This is a genomic window from Deltaproteobacteria bacterium (genome assembly GCA_016213065.1).
In the GTDB taxonomy this organism is placed as follows: Bacteria; UBA10199; UBA10199; order SPLOWO2-01-44-7; family SPLOWO2-01-44-7; genus JACRBV01.
Map to the genome: position 1 here is coordinate 1 of JACRBV010000061.1, position 20208 is coordinate 20208.

The 20208-nt window shown below is 44.5% G+C and carries 18 protein-coding genes; 14 read left to right on the forward strand and 4 right to left on the reverse strand.

All coding sequences use genetic code 11. From position 1 onward, the window contains the following. Positions 1-21 precede the first annotated feature (21 nt). A complete protein-coding gene (locus HY877_03470) occupies positions 22-807 on the reverse strand; it encodes a YggS family pyridoxal phosphate-dependent enzyme (GenBank protein MBI5299338.1) in 786 nt (261 codons plus the stop codon). Positions 808-935: 128 nt separating this feature from the next. On the opposite strand from HY877_03470, the gene HY877_03475 reads away from it, so the two are divergent. From HY877_03475 to HY877_03515, 9 genes are all read left to right on the forward strand, one after another. Next, positions 936-1376 carry a hypothetical protein gene (locus HY877_03475; GenBank protein MBI5299339.1) on the forward strand — a complete coding sequence of 147 codons (441 nt, stop codon included), beginning with the start codon at positions 936-938 and terminating at the stop codon, positions 1374-1376. After that, a complete protein-coding gene (locus tag HY877_03480) occupies positions 1376-2128 on the forward strand; it encodes an ABC transporter permease (GenBank protein MBI5299340.1) in 753 nt (250 codons plus the stop codon). Before HY877_03475 ends, HY877_03480 begins: the two co-directional genes overlap by 1 nt. Next, entirely contained in the window at positions 2125-2907 is a 783-nt protein-coding gene (locus HY877_03485) for an ABC transporter ATP-binding protein (protein MBI5299341.1), read from the forward strand. Before HY877_03480 ends, HY877_03485 begins: the two co-directional genes overlap by 4 nt. Then, positions 2904-3671, forward strand: coding sequence for an MCE family protein (locus tag HY877_03490; GenBank protein ID MBI5299342.1), 768 nt, complete (start codon positions 2904-2906; stop codon positions 3669-3671). Before HY877_03485 ends, HY877_03490 begins: the two co-directional genes overlap by 4 nt. 292 nt (positions 3672-3963) lie before the next feature. After that, positions 3964-7188, forward strand: coding sequence for a serine/threonine protein kinase (locus tag HY877_03495; protein MBI5299343.1), 3225 nt, complete (start codon positions 3964-3966; stop codon positions 7186-7188). A 169-nt stretch (positions 7189-7357) separates the two neighbouring features. Beyond that, positions 7358-8461, forward strand: coding sequence for a DUF444 family protein (locus tag HY877_03500; protein MBI5299344.1), 1104 nt, complete (start codon positions 7358-7360; stop codon positions 8459-8461). A 73-nt stretch (positions 8462-8534) separates the two neighbouring features. Beyond that, the gene (locus HY877_03505) at positions 8535-10004 is read left to right on the forward strand and encodes a SpoVR family protein (GenBank protein MBI5299345.1); all 1470 of its coding nucleotides are present in this window, start codon (positions 8535-8537) and stop codon (positions 10002-10004) included. Positions 10005-10170: 166 nt separating this feature from the next. Then, on the forward strand, positions 10171-10467 hold the full coding sequence (locus tag HY877_03510) for a BrnT family toxin (GenBank protein MBI5299346.1): 297 nt from the start codon (positions 10171-10173) through the stop codon (positions 10465-10467). Continuing rightward, on the forward strand, positions 10436-10711 hold the full coding sequence (locus HY877_03515; protein ID MBI5299347.1) for a BrnA antitoxin family protein: 276 nt from the start codon (positions 10436-10438) through the stop codon (positions 10709-10711). The genes HY877_03510 and HY877_03515 overlap by 32 nt, the downstream gene beginning before the upstream one ends. Here the strand turns inward: HY877_03515 and HY877_03520 are convergent. Together HY877_03520 and HY877_03525 are read right to left on the reverse strand one after the other, a co-directional pair. Then, positions 10708-11562: a carotenoid biosynthesis protein gene (locus HY877_03520; protein MBI5299348.1), complete on the reverse strand. Its 855-nt coding sequence runs from the start codon at positions 11560-11562 to the stop codon at positions 10708-10710. The genes HY877_03515 and HY877_03520 overlap by 4 nt on opposite strands. Continuing rightward, a complete protein-coding gene (locus HY877_03525) occupies positions 11559-12512 on the reverse strand; it encodes a response regulator (GenBank protein ID MBI5299349.1) in 954 nt (317 codons plus the stop codon). The genes HY877_03520 and HY877_03525 overlap by 4 nt, the downstream gene beginning before the upstream one ends. 84 nt (positions 12513-12596) lie before the next feature. Here HY877_03525 and HY877_03530 point away from each other — a divergent pair, with 84 nt between their 5' ends. The 4 genes from HY877_03530 to HY877_03545 all read left to right on the forward strand — a co-directional run bounded on the left by HY877_03530 (position 12597) and on the right by HY877_03545 (position 15279). After that, entirely contained in the window at positions 12597-12884 is a 288-nt protein-coding gene (locus tag HY877_03530) for a hypothetical protein (GenBank protein ID MBI5299350.1), read from the forward strand. After that, on the forward strand, positions 12881-13186 hold the full coding sequence (locus HY877_03535; protein ID MBI5299351.1) for a hypothetical protein: 306 nt from the start codon (positions 12881-12883) through the stop codon (positions 13184-13186). Before HY877_03530 ends, HY877_03535 begins: the two co-directional genes overlap by 4 nt. Before the next feature lie 39 nt (positions 13187-13225). Beyond that, on the forward strand, positions 13226-13843 hold the full coding sequence (locus HY877_03540) for an endonuclease III domain-containing protein (GenBank protein ID MBI5299352.1): 618 nt from the start codon (positions 13226-13228) through the stop codon (positions 13841-13843). Between the two features lie 122 nt (positions 13844-13965). Further along, the gene (locus HY877_03545) at positions 13966-15279 is read left to right on the forward strand and encodes an ATP-binding protein (GenBank protein ID MBI5299353.1); all 1314 of its coding nucleotides are present in this window, start codon (positions 13966-13968) and stop codon (positions 15277-15279) included. Here HY877_03545 and HY877_03550 read toward each other — a convergent pair. Then, positions 15276-17840, reverse strand: coding sequence for an insulinase family protein (locus HY877_03550; protein ID MBI5299354.1), 2565 nt, complete (start codon positions 17838-17840; stop codon positions 15276-15278). The two genes, HY877_03545 and HY877_03550, sit on opposite strands and share 4 nt — an antisense overlap. Positions 17841-17929: 89 nt before the next feature. Between HY877_03550 and HY877_03555 the strand changes: the two genes are divergently transcribed. Further along, a complete protein-coding gene (locus HY877_03555; protein MBI5299355.1) occupies positions 17930-20164 on the forward strand; it encodes a sensor histidine kinase in 2235 nt (744 codons plus the stop codon). Positions 20165-20208 lie beyond the last annotated feature (44 nt).

A 20208-nucleotide genomic window follows, 5' to 3' on the forward strand; every position in this document is an offset into this window, starting at 1 on the left:
AAATAAACTAACGCGTGCATATTATTTTCCCTTTCTTTCTCCGAATATCGCGGAGCCGATGCGTACCATGGTGGATCCTTCCTCGATAGCAATTTTAAAATCGTGGCTCATTCCCATGGAGAGCTCTGTCAATTTGATTTTATAAAGATAACGCTGATTCATCTCTTTGAGAAGGTTAAAAAGTTCACGGAAATACGGACGCGATTTTTCCGGATCGTCATCGAAAGGGGGAATCGTCATCAAACCGCAGAGATCAATATTTGAAAGATCATTGAGTTTGGGGATGAGCTCAAAAGCGGCGGAAGGGGTGAGTCCTGTTTTGGTTGTCTCTTTCGATAATTTAATTTCCAGAAGACATTTCAGAGGTTGCAAAAGTGTGGTGGAAAATGCGGGTGACAGCCGTGCGGGGTGCGAGGGCCCCCTTTTCGGGGAGACGCACGCCGTGCGGCTGGCAGGACCCGCATTTTCCACCACCTCCTGTAGAGATTTTTTGTTGATGGCCAAAGCCAGTTCCAAAGAATCGAGGGAATGAAGCCACGCGATTTTGCCGATCACTTTGTTGACCTTGTTTTTTTGAAGATGACCAAGAAAATGCCAATAGATTTTCGACGATAAGCCTTGAGTCTTTTCCATCAATTCCTGCACATAATTTTCGCCAAAATCTCTTTGCCCCGCCTCAAAAGCCTCATGGATTTTGTCCTGAGACTGTCCCTTGCTGACCGCAATAAGACGAACGTTGTTTGTATCCCTTCCGGTTCGAAGGACCGTTTGCCGCACTGCTTCCTTAACATTGTGTAATTCCATCATTTTCTTTTTTCGGGTTTTATATTAGTGCCAAAGTCGTGGAGAAGAAACTGTTAAATTCAAGACTTTGGGCTCTTTGTCTTTTTTTATTTTTTGCGGGCTGTGTTAGCGTCCCCCGTTCGTTTCATGCTTTGACCTATCGCAAACAAAGTATTTACCTTTCAAAAGATCGTTTTTATCGTGTGGGTCCTCTTTCTGCAGAATGGAAGCAGACTACTTCCAAAAATAAAGCCGGCATCTATTTTCGCAACAAAATCACCGGCGCCAGTATTGTCACGGAAGCTATTTGTGGCGCGGCTTTTGAAGATTTAGCCCTCAACATTTTAACGGAACAAGTTTTGTCCGAACTTCAGAATGTAAAAAAACAGAAACAGGCAAACTGGATGTTAAGTGAAAGGGACGCTCTTTATAGCATCTATTCAGCGGCGCTCGATGGTGTACCCGTTCAGTTAAACATTCTGGTGATCAAAAAAAATCAATGCCAATTTGATTTCTGGGCGGTTTCAAATCCAAAGGCGGGTCCTCAAACCTCCGCTGATTTTGAAAGTTTTGTGAAAGGTTTTAACTATTAATGAATTATCTGGTCCCTTTTCTGGAATATCTTGGCGGTGTTGCGGCTCTTGCTTTTCGCACTGTCAGGAATTTGTTTCATTATCGTCTCGATTTTTCAGCCCTTATTTATCAAATTGCCTCCATTGGAAGCAGGTCTTTTTCTTTGGTCGCCTTGGTCGCCGTTTTTACGGGGATGGTCATGGCTCTGCAATTGGCGGTGGGTCTTGGGCGCTTTGGCCTGAAATTATATGTGGGACAGGTGATTGGTCTGGCCATTGTTCGGGAACTGGGTCCTGTCTTGACTTCCCTGATGCTGGCGTCCCGTGTCGGGTCCGGCATTACGGCGGAATTGGGTTCCATGGTGGTGACGGAACAGGTTTTGGCGATTGAAGCAATGGGAGCGGATCCCGTCACCAAACTTGTCATTCCAAGAGTCCTTGCTTGCGTGATTTCAGCGCCTCTACTCACGGTGATGGCAGACATCATCGGAGTCTATGGGGGAATGGCGGTGGCTGTGATGGAAGCGGGAATCACGAGCCGGTTTTACATGGATCAAATTTTGAAGACGGTCATTCTTGAAGATTTTTCGGAAGGGATTATGAAAACCGTTTTTTTCGGTTTTTTTATCGGTGTGATTTCCTGTTATCAGGGTTTGACAACATCGGGAGGAACGGAAGGAGTAGGTAAGGCCACAACGCAGGCTGTTGTTTATTGCGCCGCCGTAATCTTTGTCTCCGATTTCTTTTTAACGAAACTTTTTTTGCTATTATGAAAAATGCAAATCCGATTATTCGATTTAAAAATATCTCGATCTCCTTTGGCAATTTAAATGTGCTCAACGGGATGGATTTAACCATTTATGAAGGAGAAACAATCACCATCATTGGAGGTTCGGGCAGTGGAAAAAGTGTTGCCTTAAAATTGTTGTTGGGGGTTCTGAAACCCGACAGCGGTTTTGTTTATTTTCAGGGACGTGATGTTACAACCATGGATGAAAAAGAATTGATTCAGATGCGCAAACAATTTGGAATGCTTTTTCAGGGTGGTGCTCTGTTTGATTCTTTGTCGGTAAAAGAAAACATCGCCTATCCGCTTCGGGAACATTTTGATTATACTGAGAATGAGTTGGACCGGATTGTTACAAAAAAGCTGAGTTTGATTGGGTTGCCGGGTGTTGAACAAAGAATGCCTGCGGATTTGAGCGGTGGCATGAAAAAAAGAGTGGGATTGGCAAGGGCCATCGCGGCCGATCCCAAAGTGATTTTATATGATGAACCCACCACAGGTTTGGATCCGGCCAACACGCAGAGGATCAACCGGCTTATTATTCAAATGCAGGAAAAACTCAAAGTGACATCCATTGTGGTGACACACGATATGGAATCGGCCTTTACGGTGAGTGACCGGTTGGCTCTGTTAAAAGACGGTAAAATTTGTTTTGTGGGAACGAAGGAAGAAACAAAAAAATCTACCGATCCAACGGTGCGTGGATTTATCGAAGGAAAAATGACGGAGAAAGACCATGAAGAACAAATGGCGGGGGGATTATGAATCTAAAAAGAACCACTTTGATGAGTGTCGGTATTTTTGTCGCGATAGGTTTGGCTCTGACGATGGCGGCTGTTTTTTTCATCGGACAAGAAAAAAGTCTCTTTGAAAAACGCTATACCCTGCATGCCATCTTTAAAGATGTCAGCGGTTTAAGAATGGGTGCGGTGGTGCAACTGGCCGGATTGAACGTCGGTTATGTGGATGGGGTGCGTTTTCCCTCGCCTGAAAGGGCCGCCGGTGGCCAGCTTGAAGTGATTTTGAAAATCAACAAAGCTTATGAAGATCAAATTCGTAAAGATTCAAAAGTAAGCATTCAGACACAAGGTTTGTTGGGGGATAAATATATTTTGATTTCAACAGGAACCCCGGGTGTTGCCGCTCACAAAAATGGCGATACCCTTATTACTCAAGAGGCCACAGGCATTACAGTCTTGGCCGATGTCGGGAAAAAAACAATGGAAGAAATTCAGGAGACGATGCGAAAAATGCGCGAGGTGATGGATAAACTGCCTCTGCAAGATGTGGATCAAAAACGTTTCCGGGAAATTATGACTAATATCGACGCCACTACAGGTGATATCCGCGTCATCGCGGACAAGGTTAAACAGGGAGAGGGAACTCTGGGTGCTTTCCTCATGGACCCTTCTCTGTACAACGATATGCGGTCCCTTTTGGGACATGCGAATCGGAGCAAATTATTAAAAGGGTTGATACGTGCCACGATTTCCGGACAGGACAAGGGCACCGAAAAATCGGTAAAGTAAAAAACTCAATTTAGTCTTTGAAAGGTCTAAAGTTGATGTGTTAACATCGCATTGTGCGGTCGTCCTTAAACTTTTACTTAAAAGCGCGTAACAAAATGAGCGATCTGCTTCGTTGGCCCTCCTCGTCCTCACGGGGTAGCAGACTGACGCGGCGGTTTTCCTTCGTCCACTGGACGAAGTTTTCCCGCCTTGTCTGCTCCGGCCTTTCTCGTCGGGACCGCCTCGCATCTCATCTCATTTTGTTACGCGCTCTAAAGCTTTCAGTTAGCTTTTTTTCCATGGGGGGGAATGTATGCCAAAATTAGCCGATATTTACGCTTCTTGGCCCGACGCCAAATCGTACCAAGAGCTTGCATGGGAAGGGTCTTTTAACGACTACCTTGAAATTGTTGAGAAAAACCCGAAAATCGCGCGCAGTGCCTTTCAGCGGATGTACGACATGATCATGACCTACGGGTTTGAAGAGTACACCGAGTACAAAAAGAAAATCGTTCATTACAAATTTTTTGAAGATCCCGTTGATAAGGGAAAAGATGCTCTTTTTGGGATTGACCTTCCTCTGATGAAACTCGTGAATGTCTTGCAGGCCGCCGCACGGCGTTATGGTCCGGAAAAACGCATTATTTTGCTTCATGGACCCGTGGGAGGTGCCAAATCAACCATCGTTCGTCTTTTGAAAAAGGGGATTGAGGCCTATTCGCGCGTTCCAGACGGAGCCCTCTATTCATTTTCATGGATGAAAAAAGGTTTGAACGACACCCGCAATATTTTCGGTTCTCAGGATGTTATTCGTTGTCCCATGCACGAAGAGCCTCTCAATATTATTCCCAAAGAGTTGCGTCCTCAAATGTTGTCAGCGATCAACGCCAAACTTCCCGAAGAAGAAAAAATTGTTATCAGCAATGAATTGTGCCCCGCTTGCCGTTTCATTTATCGTGAATTGCTCAGTTTGTACAAAGGAGATTGGAAAAAAGTTTTGGAACATGTGCAGGTGAGACGAGTTGTGCTTTCCGAAAAAGATCGTATCGGGATCGGCACCTTCCAACCGAAGGACGAAAAAAATCAGGACTCCACAGAACTGACCGGTGATATCAATTATCGAAAAATCGCCGAATACGGTTCCGACTCTGATCCGCGTGCGTTTAATTTCGATGGGGAATTCAATATCGCCAATCGCGGAGTCATCGAATTCATTGAAGTGCTCAAACTGGATGTCGCCTTTTTGTATGATCTGCTGGGCGCTTCTCAGGAACATGTGGTGAAACCGAAAAAATTCGCCCACACCTATATTGATGAAGTGATCATCGGGCATAGTGTTGCCGCCGACACTCCCGTTCCCTATCTGGAAAGAGGGAAATTTCATTTTGAGCCGATCCAAAATATGGTTGATAAAAATTCCGCAGACATAAAAGTTCTGGCTGTGGATATAAAAACACACAAGCCTTGCTGGACTGATATCAAATCCGTTTTTCGCCACAAGTTTACGGGAGAAATGATGCGTTCCGTCCAAAAATGGGGTGTGATTGACACGACCCCAAATCATTCCATTTATGATGCGGATTATAAGACTTTTTATCCCATTGAGATGCGTGAAATGCTGGCTCTGCGCGACGCAGAACTTCCCTTCGTTCAGGAAAAAATAACTCTTGAAGTGCCCGGTACGGAAGAGCGTAACGGATATCTTTACATGTCCAAACTTCACAAAAATGATTCTTCCTCGCAGGAAATCGGGTTTAAAAAAGATTACAATATCATCGAAAAAGAAGATTTGTTTTCACTGCTCAAGGTGTTTGCGTGGTATATCACCGAGGGACATACCCGAAATAGCCGGCGCGTCGACCGCGATTTGAGCTATACCAATGGCATTGTTTTGAGCCAGAAAGACCCGAAAATTCTGGAAGATTTGTCCCTAGCTTTTTCCCGAATCTATACCGGCTCAGTCAAATTTCAGGAAATGGATGTTGAAAAACACGGAGCGCACCGTCTCAATGTTTCTTCAACTTTGGCTTACCAGCTGTTTTCGCATTATTGTGGGGAACATTCAGAAAACAAAAAAATTCCGGAATTTATTGTTGCCCTGCCTGAAGAGTTTCGCGAATTTTTTTTGAAGGAACTGATTTGCGGTGATGGGAGCCGCTATATGCACGAGAATATCGCCGCGGTGGCCACGGAAGATTACAAGGACAATGCTTTTTCCTATACAACAACCTCCAAAATTCTGGCCACGCAAATCGGTTTTCTCATGTCCACTTTGGGAAAGGATTTCAGCGTCAGATTCTGGGATAGAACCGATGAGGGTAAAAAGGAAGTTTATTACATCCGCTATGTGAATCCGGAAAGACGCCAGCATCGTTGCAAAGCGGAATTGTACAGCCGCCCTGTCATCGACGAATGGGTTTATGATATCGAGTGCGTGGAACATCACAATTTTGTTGCGGGATTGGGAAATGTGGTTTGTCACAATACCAACGAAGCGGAATATCGCAAACTCCAGAACAATGAATATATGGAAGCTTTGCGGGATCGTACGGTCAAGATTGATATTCCCTACATCACCAAACTGCGCGAAGAGATCAAAGTTTATAAGAAAGATTATAGTGTCGATAAGGTGAAGGCAAAACATATGGCCCCTCACACGATCGAAATGGCCGCGATGTGGGCCATCCTCACCCGTTTGGAAGATCCCAAGAAAGCAAATCTTACCTCGATGCAAAAATTAAAGCTCTACGATGGCAAAACACTTCCGGGATTTACGGAAGACAATGTGAAGGAACTTCGCAAGGAAGTTGTTCGCGAAGGACTCGATGGAATCAGTCCACGCTACATTCAGGATAAAATTTCAAACTCGCTCGTGGCGGATGTTGGCGGTAATTGTGTCAACCCTTTCATGGTGCTGAATGAATTGGAAGGGGGACTGAAACATCACCCGCATATGCGCAGTGAAGAACAACGCAAAAAATACAAGGAAATGCTCTCCCTTGTGAAAGAGGAGTACGATGACATTGTGAAAAATGAAGTTCAGCGCGCCATTTCTGCGGACGAAGACGCCATCTCCCGCTTGTGCGGCAATTACATCGATCACGTCAAAGCTTATACCCAACGGGAAAAGGTTCGTAATCGCTACACCGGCAAGGATGAGGAACCGGATGAACGTTTAATGCGGTCGATCGAGGAAAAAATTGATATTCCGGAATCCCGCAAAGATGATTTCCGGCGCGAAATTATGAACTACATTGGCGCGCTCTCTCTGGAAGGAAAGCGTTTCGATTACCGCACCAATGAACGTCTCCATAAAGCGCTGGAGTTGAAATTGTTTGAAGATCAAAAAGACACGATCAAATTGACAAGCCTTGTTTCGAACGTCGTCGATAAAGATACTCAGGAAAAAATCGATGTCGTGAAATCGCGACTTATCAAGAATTATGGATATTGTGAAACCTGCGCAACAGATGTTTTGCATTATGTTGCCTCCATTTTTGCAAGGGGGGACATCAAAGAGCGCAAAAATTTAGGCTAAACCTTGGAGAGATTAAAGATGTGTTACAAAATGAGCAATTTGGGGGGTTGTCCAAAAGCGGCCAGATGCGAGGCAGGCGCGAACGAGCGACCGGAGCATACCTTGATGGTATGTGAGGATCGCGAGTAAGCGCCAACGAAGCAGATGGCCGCTTTTCAACAATCCCATTATGGTTCTCAAAATAGAACAGGATCTTTCCCGCTTTCGTAATATCCTTCGGGGGCAAATCAAGAAGGAACTGCGCAAGTTTATTTCACATGGTGAGATGATTGGAAAAAAGGGAAAAGACCTTGTCAGTATTCCTCTGCCGCAAATTGAAATTCCAAAATTTGTTTACGGTCCCAAACAGCAGGGTGGTGTGGGTCAGGGGGAAGGTGAGAATGGTCAACCCGTGGATGGGGAAGAGGGTGAAGGAGTTTCCAAAGCCGGAAATCTTCCCGGGGAACATCTTATGGAAGTGGAGATCAGTCTCGGGGAACTGGCTGAAATTTTGGGTGAAGAACTGGAGTTGCCCCGCATTGAACCCAAAGGGGATCGCGACATTGTCACAGAACACACGAAATATTCCGGAATTTCTCCGAGCGGTCCCGAATCACTGCGTCATTTTAAAAGAACCTACAAGAAAGCGTTGAGACGTCATATTTTATCCGGAACTTATGATCCAAAAAATCCAAAAATCATTCCGATTCGCGAGGACAGAGTTTATCGTTCATGGAAAATAGTTCCAAAACCGCAGAGTCGGGCGCTTGTTTTTTTCATATTAGATGTGTCCGGAAGTATGGGTAACGAACAAAAAGAAATTGTCCGCATCGAAACTTTCTGGATTGATACGTGGCTTCGTTCTCAATATCAAAATCTGGATGCCCGCTACATCATTCACGATGCGGTCGCCAGAGAAGTGGATCGGGAGACTTTTTTTCATACGCGCGAGTCGGGAGGGACGATCATCTCTTCAGCTTACAAACTTTGTCTTAAAATTCTGGAAGAACAATACGTTGCAAATGAATGGAATATCTATCCGTTTCATTTTTCGGATGGAGACAACTGGTCAGGCAATGATACCGAAGAATGTCTCAAACTTCTTGAGGAGAAATTTTTTCCTCTCTGCAATGTTTTTTGTTACGGGCAGGTGGAAAGTGAATATGGAAGCGGGCAATTTTTGAAGGATTTGCAGGGGCGGTTTTCAGCCAATGAAAAAATGATCATCTCAAAAATCCCGAACAAGGAAGCGATTGTTCCATCCATCAAAGATTTTTTAGGAAAGGGAAAATGACTTCGCTATGCGAAGTCATCCTGATCCGCTTCTGGCGGAGAAGGATCTAAAATAGCACAAAGGAGTTTTTTAAATGCCATCTCTTCCACCGGAACTTGCAAAATTACAGCAGGAGGTCAAGGTTTACGCCAAGGATTTTGGCCTCGATTTTTTTGAGGTGATTTTCGAGGTGCTTGACTGGAATCAGGTCAACATGGTGGCTTCCTATGGCGGCTTTCCCAATCGTTATCCACACTGGCGGTTTGGGATGGAATACGAGCGCCTCTCCAAATCCTATGAATATGGTCTCTCAAAGATTTACGAAATGGTTATCAATAATGACCCTTGTTACGCGTATCTTCTTCATTCCAACAGTCTTGTCGACCAGAAGATGGTGATGGCCCACGTGTATGGACACTGCGATTTTTTCAAAAATAATCTCTATTTTGCGAACACCAATCGAAAAATGATGGATGATATGGCCAATCATCGCACCCGTATTGTTCGTGTCATTGATCGTTTGGGAATGGATAAAGTTGAATCTTTTATTGATGCATGTCTTTCACTGGAAAATCTCATCGACTATAATCTTTTGATGGATGCAAAATCGCAGACTGAACCCGAACAAGAAATCCACCCGGATTCCGTCCGGCTTCGTTCCAAACCCTACATGGAAAAATTTATCAACCCGCCCGAATTTTTGGCGGCGGAGCGTCTTAAACTGGAAGAAGAAGCGAAAGCCAGACATCATATTCCGGAAAAACCTCAGAAAGATATTTTGGGTTTTCTGTTGAAACAGGCACCGCTGGAACATTGGGAAGCCGATGCCCTCTCCATCATCCGCGAAGAAACCTACTACTTTGCCCCGCAAGGGCAGACAAAGGTGATCAATGAAGGATGGGCCACTTTGGTACACAGCAAAATCATGACAGAGAAGGCTTTGAAACCCTCTGAACTAATTGATTATGCCGATCATCATTCGGGGACTGTGGCAATGCAACCGGGTCAGATCAATCCATACAAAATAGGACTTGAGTTGCTACGTAACATTGAAGAGCGGTGGAACAAGGGGCAGTTCGGCAAGGAATACAGTGAATGTAATGATATGCGGGAGAAAAAAAACTGGGACCGAAAGCTGGGACTTGGGCGCGAAAAAATTTTTGAAGTGCGTAAATTTTATAATGACGTGATGTTTATAGATGAATTTTTAACTCCGGAGTTTTGCGCCGAACATAAAATGTTTGTTTACGCATTCAATGTGAGCGCGGACCGCTATGAAATTGCGACGCGTGAATTCGAAAAAATCAAACAACAGCTTCTCTTTCAACTCACCAACTTTGGTTATCCCATCATTAACGTGGTCGACGGCAATTATAAAAATCGCTCCGAGCTTTTGCTCAAACATAATCATGAAGGCGCAGACCTGAAAATGGATTGGGCCAAGGAAACTTTGAAAGCCTTGTTCAGAATCTGGAAACGCCCGGTTCGTATTGAGACCATCATGGAAGGGGCTCCCAAAATTCTCTCCTTCGACGGCATCGAACACCAAGAAGCCAGACCTTAGTTAAACTGCATCGATTCCGTTTTCTGCCGACGACTTTCATACACCCGCTCCCATCAAGTCCCTTTATATTCAACCACTCGCTGGCCTCCTTTTTGCTTTATCTAAAGACATGGATCGGTAATACCCGTTTAAAGTATTGACAATATACATATAAATACATACTATCATGACAGATTACATTTTTGAGTGGGATAATAATAAAGAAATTAAAAATATGGGCAAACATGGATTTTCTTTTAAAGAAGCGACCGAGGTTTTCAAGGATCCTCAAATTGTGCATTTCGAGGATTTGGCACATTCATCGGAAGAGAATCGCTATTATGCCGTGGGAAAAATCCGAAACGGAATTGTTCTGACAGTTCGTTACACTCAGGAGGGTAATACAATCCGTATTTTTGGAGCCGCTGTCTGGAGAAAATGGAGAAAGTTTTATGAAAAAAGAAAAAATACCGAATCCCTATAAGATGAAGAGAATTAAAGGGCCGGTTTTGACAGAAGAAGAATTTAAGCGGGCCAAAATTCGAATCACAACCCATCTTGATGATGAGGTTCTTGATATGTTGAGACAACTGGCACGAGAGTCTGGAAGCAAATACCAATCAATTCTAAATCAAATTTTACGCGATGCTTTATTGGGAGAAAAAAAGGGGCTTTTTGCCAGAATTGAACGCCTTGAAAAAACTGTTTTTAAAAAGAGAGCCACTTAACGCGCTCTATACTTTAATTTCCGCATCAGCAATAAGAATATTCCAGTACAAATTCCCGCGGACACGGCAAACAGGGAATAAGTTTCCACCCAATACGTCATGGTTAGATTAAATCCCAAAATGCCGAAGTAAAATGCCGGACCCAGCAAAGCTTGGAAGGGGAAGCGTTTGGCGCCAAAGACCGGCAATTTCATCCGTGCAAAAATAAATTTTTCCATAAGCTGAAAACCCGTGAGGATCACGAAGGCCACCAAAAACCAACCGGCGAAGTTTGTGAGCGGGACGTCGAAATATTCTCCGCCGTGGGGATAAAAATAAATTTTTCCGAGAAACCATTTTTCACCAAGATTTGCGACGGGGTCAATTACCATATCCGCCAGCATCATCAAAAACGCGCCCAAGGTTGCAACCGCAAAAGGCCGTGATGGCGACACATGAGGGTCTATTATAGGGGCTCGCGTCGCTCCCTCCAATGGCAAAGCCATTGGAGCCTCCCCCTCACGCTCGCTCTGCTCGCTGAGCAAATTTCTACGAGCAACGTGAACCCAAAAGTAAGGTTCCACCAGAAACCATGCGGTGGCGAAAGAGGCATAGGCGATAAAAGCATAAGAAGCGGAATCCCAAATCGGTACGCCGAAGACAAGAATTTCTCCGCGCAGATTGTCATATATATAATGATAAATACCGTACGGAAAACCATTTCGAATGGAGGAAGCTTCCGAGAGAAGCGCTGTAAAATAGCCCCAAATCAGCCAAATCAAGGTGCGCCAGAGACCGATGTGAAGCGTGGCCAAAATCAGAAAGACAAACAGAAACGCAAAGACATAGGGGCGATGCAGAAAAGTGATCACTTTTTCTTCCTGAGATTTTCAAGGAAAGCGTCGAGAACATCTACATCCCATTGACCCTCTTTCCTTTCTTTTGTGAAGATGGCGACGGCTTGTTCCTGCGACATTTTATTCCGGTAGGGGCGGTCGGTTACCATGGCATCAAAACTGTCCACCACGGAAATAATTTTGGCAGGTAAAGGAATATTTTTGCCCGCGAGATGGTCCGGGTATCCCTCTCCGTCCATTCGTTCATGATGGGAGCGAATACAACACAAACAAGGAGACAGCGATTTCAATGGTTTGCAAATTTCAAAACCAACCGACGGATGCGTTTTGATCAGATCCATTTCTTCGAAAGATAATTTTCCCGGTTTCAGCAACACCTCTTCCTTGACACCAATTTTGCCGATATCGTGCAACAGCGCGCCCCTTCGCAAAATTTCGATCTCCTTTTCAGGCAGACCCATCCGCAAAGCCAATGTGGTGGCGTAATAGGCGACTCTTTCCGAATGCCCGCGCGTATAGGAGTCTTTTGCTTCAAGTGCTTTGACGAGACTAAAAAGAATATTCTCGGAACGATCCACGTCGTCATGTAACGCTTTAAGAGAGAGAAGTGATTTGATCCGGGTGGTTAGCTCCAGTTTGTTAAAGGGTTTGACCAAAAAATCATCGGCGCCCAGTTCAATGGCCTTGAGTTTGTCGTCCAACTCGGAAAGGGCGGTGATGACGATCACAGGAATAAATTGCGTGTCTTTGTTTTGTTTAACAGCGCGGCAGACTTCGTAACCCGAAATTTTGGGCATCATGAGATCAAGAAGCACCAAATCCGGAAGAGTTTGCTGAATTTTAATTAAAGCTTCTTCACCATCATAAGCGGTATCCAGCGTGTAATTATAAGGCTTTAGCTGAGCTTTCAGGAGTTCAACATTAACCGGATTATCATCAACAATAAGGATGCGTGGGTTTGCCATTGAGAGATCACTCTAGCAAGAAAGTTTATGGAAAACAACGAATTACTGGTTGACAGAAGCCCTTGAAGTAGCGATGACTGGCGCGTGTTTATCCTGAGGGGGATCAAAAATCTTATTTTGTTGGCTCTGACTGTGGTGGCCGTTTATTGGGCGGCCAATTACAAGATTCACGGGGAACCGCTTTATAAGGTTGCTGTGAGTTTTGTGACTTCGGGCAATTACAAAGACAGTTTCAGAGATATGAAGACTTTTGTCGGGGGATTTTTGAGTTCGGTGGGTGAGGAAATTCGGCATGATGAAGTCAGTGAGAAAGACCGCAAACAGTTTGAAAAATTGATCAAAGAAAAATCGAAAGAAGGAGAGAAAAAATGAGTGAAACAAAAAAATGCAAAGTAGAAGCCTGCAAACGTCCCTATCGTGCAAAGCGATATTGTAGCGTACATTATAACAAATGGCGTCGGGGTGAAATGCCCACAAAGGCGCGTTATAAAACTTGCGGTGAAGAAAATTGCCGCAAGCCGATCTTCAAATTTGGAATCTGCGAGCCTCATTATACCGCATGGATTGCTTCGAAAAAGGGCGTAGCGCAAGCACCCGCCGCCACTACCACTCCTGCTGAAGCGGTTCCAGAAGCTCCGGCAACACCAGCGCCGGAATCAACTCCGCAAGCCTAAAAAAGATTGAAGCTCAAACTTCGAGAAGTTTATAAAAGGATGCACAAGCATTATGGCCCTCTGCATTGGTGGCCCGGGGAGTCTCCGTTTGAGGTGATGGTTGGGGCGATCCTGACACAAAACACGGCATGGACGAATGTTGAAAAAGCCATCATCAATCTTAAAAAGAAAAATCTTTTGGAACCTCGCAAGTTATATCATCTGAAGCCGACGGTGTTGGCGAATTTAATCCGTCCGGCCGGATTTTTTCGGGTCAAAACCCAACGTCTCCGCAATTTTCTGAAATTTTTATTGGAAGAATGTGAGGGCGATATTTCAAAACTCAAACGCCAGCCATTAGATCAACTTCGCCAAAAATTGTTGGCGGTGAATGGAGTCGGCCCCGAAACGGCCGATTCAATTTTGTTGTACGCTCTGGGAAAACCAATTTTTGTGATTGATGCGTATACGAAACGGATTTTTTCCCGTCATGATCTAGCGAAAAAAGATATCGACTATCATGCGTTGCAGAAACTTTTGATGACCCACTTCAAACCCGATGTTGTGTTTTACAACGAATACCACGCCCAACTGGTCAATATCGGCAAAGATTTTTGCCGCACCAAACCGCGTTGTGAAAAATGCCCGCTGAATGGATTCAGAAGGGCCTTGGTTTAAAATTTCTCTCTGTTTTATGCCAGACTTTTTTAAATATTCTCATCGTATTATGCCCATAAAAAATCAACTTTCCTGTCAAAATATGCCTTGTATTTTTTAGTTTATTTTTGTAACATGTTGTTATGTTTAGAGATATTTTAAATGAATTGGAACAATGGAAAATCCATCCATTGAGAAAGCCCCTTGTTTTAAAAGGGGCAAGACAAGTGGGTAAATCATGGGCGGTTCAAGAATTTGGAAAAACTTTTTCCTCGTTTGTTTCGATCAATTTTGAAAAAGAAAAAGACGCTAGGATTTTTTTTGAGGGCGACATTAGAATCGCTGATCTCATTGACCGCCTCTCGCTTTATTCGGGGAAAAAAATTATTCCCGGTGAGACTCTCCTGTTCTTCGATGAAATTCAGGATTGCGAAAATGCAATTGCATCCCTGCGCTATTTTAAGGAAGAACTTCCCGATCTCCACGTTATTGCCGCGGGTTCCTTGATTGATTTTGTTCTGGAAAAAACCGGTTTGCCGGTCGGTCGTGTGCAATTTTTGCATCTTTTTCCAATTTCCTTTGGGGAATACCTGATCGCCATCGGCAGGGATGATTTGCGGCAAAATATTTTAACATCCGAAGTTGATCCGGTGATTCATCATCAAATTCTTGAACAATTAAAAACCTATATGTGCATTGGCGGCATGCCAGCAGTGGTTCAGGCATGGATTAGTTACAAAGACATAATGTTGTGTCAGGAGGCACAGGATGAAATCATCAATACCTATCGTCAGGACTTCATCAAATATGCCAGGCGCCAACAAATAGAATATGTTACGAAGGTTTTTGACGCGATTCCTCTCCAGCTTGGCAGGAAATTTAAATACACGAACGTCGACCCGGATATGAATTTGCAACCAATAAAAAATGCACTTTCTCTTTTGGAAAAGGCAGGCATTGCTTTGCCAGTTTATCATTCTTCTGGTCAAGGAGTGCCTCTGGGGGCCGCAAAAGACACAAAGAAGTTCAAGATTTTTTTCTTCGATGTCGGGCTTGCACAGAGAATATTAGGTCTCGATTTGAAGAGCTGGGTGGTCATGAAATTGAAAATTGCAAATATAGGTGCGATTGCAGAGCAACTTGTAGCCCAAGAGTTTATGGCCTACTCGCCGCCAAAGATAAGACAAGAACTCTATTACTGGCACAAGGAATCTCCATCGAGCAATGCTGAAGTCGATTTTTTGTTTGTAAAAGGCGGGGAGATAGTTCCGGTGGAAATCAAATCTGGCGTGCGCGGGGGCTTGAAAAGCATGCAGATATTTTTAGATACACATCCTGCCTCCAAATATGGACTAAAAATCTCCGAGAACCAATTTTCCTACCATTCAAAAATCAGAGAAATCCCGCTGTATGGAATCGAAGCGTGGTTGAAAGGCGACTCAATCAAGAAAAATTAAGGTGCGACAATCGATAAAACGTACGCATCCAGATCGATGTATTTTTTGGCGACGCGCAGAACATCTTCCCTTGTTACTTTCATGATTTTTTCCGGATAGCATTTTACTTCTTCGTAACCCATTCCGTAAAGTTCGTTGAAAGCATAGCCTTGCGCCAAGGAAAGATTTTTTTGCAGTTCCAGTTCGTAGGTTCCAACCAAATAATTTTTTGTTCTTTCAAATTCCTCTTTTGTGACCAAATCGGTGATGATTTTTTTGAGTTCCACTTCAATTCCCTTCAACGCGGTGGGGACTTTGGAAGGTTCCGTTCCGATATAAATGGCGAAATAACCCGGGTCCATCCCTTCGTGCAAAACAGAAGTGACCGAATAGGCGAGGCTTAACTTGTCGCGTAATTCCAAAAAGAGACGACCGCCTTGTCCCGAGAGAATCGCATTAAGAACCGTGAGCACGGGGTGATCCGGACTATCCATGGTGGTGCCCATAAATCCCAAGACCACATGCGCCTGTTCTTTTTCTTTTTTGGTGACAATTTTTTGGATCGATTTGGGTTTTGGATCTTCTTTGTGTTTTGTCTGAATTGCTTTTGTGTTGGGAAGCCGTTTCAGTTTTTCCTGCAGATATTTTACAATTTCATCGGAATCAAAATCACCCACAACCCCCATCACGAGATTTTTCGAAGTAATCAATTTTTGGTAATAACTTTTCAGTTTGTTAGGAGTCAGATTCCCAAGTGATTCCTTTGAACCGAGCATGCGCATTCCATAGGGATGTGTGGGATAAAGATTTTTTTGAAAATGGATAAAGGCCAGCGAAGAAAGATTGTCTTCCTGATTTTTTAATGCTTCGAGCGCCAGTTTTTTTTCTTTGACCACTTCTTTGGGATCCCATTTTGGTTCCAGCAAGACCTCACAGAAAAGATTGAGTCCTTCGTGGAGATATTCGCTGAGGAATTCTGCTTTAAGTCCCAAAGAATTTTTTCCGCTAAAACCGTCCATCTGACCCGCCATCTCTTCCACGGCGTGTGCTATTTGCAGGGGAGTGCGTCTTTTTGTGCCTTTGGTCCAACACTGTGCAATGAGTGAGTTAATGCCGTTGTTGATTTTATTCTCGGCCAGAATTCCCCCCAGAGAAGTGGCGCACACCGCAACAATCGGCAAATCGTGATCTTCTTTAAGAATGAGTTTTACTCCATTGGGAAGTTTTACAAGATGGGGTTCGGTTTTAATGATGTGTGGTTTGGTTTCTATTTTTTTCGCGTGAGTGGAAGATTTTTCCAGCGCGGCCTCAATTTTTGCGCGCACGTTTTTATTGTCTTCTTTTTCCGGAATCAAAAGAGCGGCGGTCATGTTTTCGCGTTTTAGATATCGCTCTGCCGCTTGGGCTACTTCCTCCGCGGTGACATTTTGCAATCTTTGATAATACTGTTCTTCAAAATCAAGACTTTGTGCCGTTGCCAAAAAATAAGCCAATTTCCCGGCCAAACCTCCGACTGTTTCTTTTTCATAAATTTCATTGGCGCGGATGTTGTGTTTTGCGCGTTTCAATTCTTCATTGGTGGGACCTTCTGCCTGAAAGCGCTCAATAATTTCCCATAATGTTTGAAACGCGGGGACGGCTTGTGAAATATTAAGTTGTCCGCCAAGCATCATCAAACCCGGGTCTTTGGGTGTGTAGGCATAGGAATAAATATTCTGCACGAGCCGTTTTTTTTCTTTTAAAATTTGTTCCAGTTTAGAGGATTTTGCGCCTCCCAGAAGATGGGATAAAAGATCAAGGATGGGCACATCCGCGTGTGTGATTTCAGGAATGTGAAAACCCAAATTGAAATGAATGCTTTGAATATTATCGGGCGATATTGTCATGCGCGTTTTTAACTGCGGTGGTTCTTCGATGCGCGTTTTGTTTCCTGTCCATGGTCCATGGTCCATGGTCCATGGTCCAAAGCTTCTCTCGATTTTTTTGAGCAGTTTTTCCGATTCAAAATCACCGACAACAATGAACGACATATTCTTCGGTGTGTACCAGCGGTGAAAATATTCAAACAGTTTTTCCCGGGAAAAAGATTTGACTGTTTTTTCAAAACCGATAATAGGGCGCCCATAACTGTGCTTCAGATACGCTTTTTGAAAGAGCATCTCCCCCACAAAACGGGAGGGATTGTCTCTTTCGCGGCGAATCTCTTCAAGCACAACTTCTTTTTCACGCTCCAGTTCAGCGGCATCAAAAGTGGGGTTTTGAATGGCGTCGGTTAAAATTTCCAACCCCCTGTCGGCAAAACGAGTAGCCATGTTGATGTAATAAACGGTCTGGTCGAAAGAGGTGTAGGCGTTGATATCTCCGCCGGCCCCTTCCACATCGCGCGCGATGGTTCCCACGGGGCGGGTGGGCGTTCCCTTGAAGAGCATATGTTCGATTAAATGGGAGATTCCGGCCTCGTCCTCTGTTTCGTCCGCGCTCCCCACGCAAACAAGCGCGTTAAACGAAATGACGGGGGCGGTATGATTTTCTTCGAGAACGATTTTTAAGCCATTGGAAAGGGTATAAAGTGTTGGTTTCATAAAAGCATTTGTCTATAGACAAGAACTCATGTTTTTAGCAAGCAACAAATTCGAAGAATTTCCGATAACTATAGGAGAGGAACCAAAACGTGGGTGGCGAATTTTTTTTAACAAACAATGGGATGATGGATGCGGCTCAGATAGCCGATTTTATTGCTGGCGCCTCCTCAGCGGAGGGAGTTATTGAGAATTTGGCTCTGCTCGAAGGGGGATTTTTAGCGACCGGCAGTGATCCCTCCGCTCTTTTTCCCGCTACGTCTTCTTTTTTGAGAAACTATCAATCAGGACGATCTGTTGATTGGAATAATCTCCGTCTTTTGATTGCGGGTGAGTTGAGAAAATTTGCGACGAATCCGGAATTGAAACAACGTTGGCTGATGGCGGTGGCGCGTTTGCCTTGGCCTCGAACGGTTTCGAAACCGGCCCCCCAGCCATTCGTCCGTTTTGCCACTCCCGAAGCGGTAAGGGCTCAACTCCTTGCCCATTTGCAAGTAGCACCAAACGGTGTCGGCTTTTCTGCCTCAAGCGCAGAAACAGGAGAGACTGCCGCTGTTCGTCTGGGAATAGGGGAGGGATCAGAGCCTATGGACCGGTTTTCTCATGCGTCCGACCGGACCGTGTCAGAACGCCTTGCAATGGCACGAAATATTTTCGATGACTTTTACGCACTCTTCGAACGGCAGGAGCAAGCCATACGGCGTTTACCTAAAGATGATATCGAAAGTTTGATACAGATTGACGTAGCTTTCCAAAAAAACTTCGATGAGCGGAAAAAAATCCTGTTGGGGCTTTTTCCCAATCCGGGCGAAGAAAGATTTAAAACTTTGGTTCATGATTTAAAGAGCTCGGTGGAACAACTGCGGACCGCTATTCAGTTGGAAACGGAAGCGGGGATTTCGGATTTTCGCGAACAAAAAATGACTTGGCAAAAGGCCATCGATGCCATCCCTTCTGCACAGAGTTTTTCAGAAGTAACTATTTTTGGCGGAAACTCCTATCCGGAAAATTTTATCAAAGCTGAATTGGCCAAAAATTTTGTCGCGTGGATACGCGCCCACCATCCCGCTTCACAGAGTCTGGAAGAGGGAGGTGTCTGGTTGGTAACCTTCTCCAAAAAAACAGCCGCAGATAGCATTGAAAAAGAAATCGCCCTGCATGATTCACCCTGGCCGCCGGATCCGAAGAACGATCCGGTATTGAAGATGTCTCTCTCCATACTGGGTTTGACTCTGCATTCGGTCGAGGCAGATGAGATCATTGTTCTTCGCATCGGGCCTTTCAGAGAAAAATCGGAAGTAGAATTGAAGAAATGGCGTGCGCTGGCGGAGGGTGTGGATCGACCAAAAGCCATGGCCGCCTTGGGACAACTTGCCGTGAGAGCCATGGTTGAAGGAGAAACAGCTTGGCAACATCTTTCTGAAATCTCGGGAGGGACTTCAGAAATGGCGGGGCCCGCATGGACTCTTTTGAAGGTTTGGAGAGAGATCAAACAAATGGCTAAGATAACAACTCGTAAAGAATTGGCACAGATGGTCCATCGAATGCTTCAGAAAGAGCACGATCAAATCATTGAATCTCTCAAGGAGAACCAACCACTAAAAGAAATTTGCAGAAGAATGGTCGACTTTTCATGGGGAGTCAGTGCTTTTGTGGATGCGTTTGAGAAACAAATGGAAGAAAGAAATAAAGAGTGGAAAACCGATCCCGAAGCCTCAGCAATGTTTCACGATGATATCGACAATCGTCTCAATTATTTTGCCCTGACGGGACAGAGCGGATTAAAACCGGTGGCACCGGAACAAAGAGAGACCATCCAGATGCATCTCCGGGACCTGCTTGTAAGAACGGGCCTCATGGGGACCGGCCCCGATGAACTTTTGAGAATTGTACATCAGGCGGTCATGCAAAATGTGTTGGCCCATATTATGGGAATCAAACTCCAAATTGATGTGCCCCACGGCATTATCCTGAAAATGGGCGATGAACAAAGAAGTACACTGGGGACCAGCCTCGGAGAATTAATTAATAACGCCATCAAACATGCTGATGGAAAAGAAGTGACAATCAAAGTGAGTTGGAACGCGAAAGATAAAAAAATTACGGTTTCAGATGATGGCCACGGAATAGCCGAGCCCGAAAAAGTCTGGGAAAAAGGTTTTCGCGAAAAATCTGCAGGGAACGTTTCAGGAAATGGCGATGGACTTTATCTTGTGCGCGAACGTTTGCGAGCCATGGGAGGAGATATCCAAGTAACTTCTGAAATAGGGAAAGGGTCCACTTTTGAAATCTCTCTCCCATCCGACATGGTTTCTGTTGAGAAATAAATTTTTAAAAAAATTCCCCCTCACCCTTCCCTCTCCCTCGAGGG